Raw genomic sequence first — 1,451 nt, 5'->3', positions numbered from 1 at the left:
GATCTCCTGCTCCGAGTTGTCGGAACCGCCGGAGCCTCCGGAGCCCTTGGCGCCGTCCTTGGCACCGTCCTTGGAGGACCCGGCCTGCTCGGTGCCACCGCCCTTCTTCCCGTCGCTCGCACCGCCCGTGGCATCGGACCCGCCGGACCCGTTGGAGCCGGACGCCTGGTCGGCCGGGGCGGAGGTCGAGCTGTCCGGCTTGCCCTCGCTCTCGGTGCCGGTGCCCTCGTTGCTGTTGCAGGCGGTGAGGGTGAGGGCGGCGACGGCGGTCAGGCCGACGGCGGCCAGGCGCAGGGTGCGGGCGCGGCGCGCGGTGAAGGCGGTGATCGACATGGTGGGTTCCCCCCAGTGGGACTTGGCCGTTTCCGGTCTGTCTTTCTCGGTACGGCTAAGCCTGTCGTCCCCCGCTGTCGTTCGACTGCCGCCCGGCTGCCGAGCCGCTAACGTTTCACTAACGCCCCGCCCTCAGCGCCCTTACCGCTCTCTGTCGCCGTCCTTCCTGTCCTCGCTGTCCTGGGCGAACAGCTTGACCAGGTCGCTCATCACGTAGCGGTTGGTGGCCTCCTCGTCCAGCAGATGCATCTCCGCCAGCCGCTCCAGACCGTCCTGGATCAGCTCGGGGTCCGCACCGGCCAGCGCTGCGGCCTCCGCGGTGTTGACCTCCCGGGCGAAGCCGGTGCCCAGGGTGCGCAGCAGCCGGGCGTCGTCCGCGGACAGGCGGGCCACCGAGTTCCGCAGGGCCGCGGCGACCCCGGCGTCCTCCGCGGACAGCAGCGCGAGCCGCCGCCGCTCGTCGCGGAGCGCCGTGGCCAGCCGGGCCAGCCGCCAGCGCGGCCGGGACAGCAGCTGGGCCGAGGCGGCGCGCAGTGCCAGCGGCAGCCCGTCGCACAGGGCCACCAGCTCATGCGCGGCCTCCGGGTCCTCGGCGACCCGGTCGGGGCCGAGCAGGGTGCCGAGCAGGGCCACCCCGTCCTCGGGCCCCAGCGCGTGCAGGCGTACGGGGTGGGCCGCGTCGGTGGCGATCAGCCCGTCGAGCCGGCTGCGGCTGGTGACCAGGGTGGCGGACCGGGGCCCGCCGGGCAGCAGCGGCCGCACCTGCGCCGAGCTGCCGGCGTTGTCGAGCACGACCAGCAGTCGGCGTTCCGCGACGAGCGACCGGTACAGCGCGCCGGCCGCCTCAGGGGAGGGCGGAATGCGGTCCGCGGGCGTCCCCAGGGCGTGCAGGAAGTCGCGCAGCACCTCGGCGGGCGCCGCCGCCTCGCCGCCGCTGAATCCGCGCAGGTCTGCGAAGAGCCGCCCGTCGGGGAAGGCGTCCGCGTGTGCGTGGCCCCAGTACACGACCAGGCCCGTCTTGCCGACCCCGGCGGGCCCGGTGACGACGGTGATGCCGCCCTCCGGGGGGAGGCCGGTGGGCGCCCCGCCATAGGCCGGGCCGCCCGGCCTATGGCGGG

The 1,451-nt window shown here is 75.3% G+C and carries 2 pseudogenes; both read right to left on the bottom strand.

Features of this window, described 5'->3' with window-relative positions:
* Positions 1-333: pseudogene (locus CCN51_RS48435) on the bottom strand (DUF4232 domain-containing protein); the annotation flags it as partial.
* A 141-nt stretch (positions 334-474) separates the two neighbouring features.
* Positions 475-1,451 (bottom strand): annotated as a pseudogene (locus CCN51_RS48430) (AfsR/SARP family transcriptional regulator); the annotation flags it as partial.

It is taken from the genome of Streptomyces milbemycinicus, from assembly GCF_002154605.1.
Classification (GTDB): domain Bacteria; phylum Actinomycetota; class Actinomycetes; order Streptomycetales; family Streptomycetaceae; genus Streptomyces; species Streptomyces milbemycinicus.
Note: the sequence above shows the minus strand (reverse complement) of the source record. Positions and strands in the feature narration are given on the sequence as shown.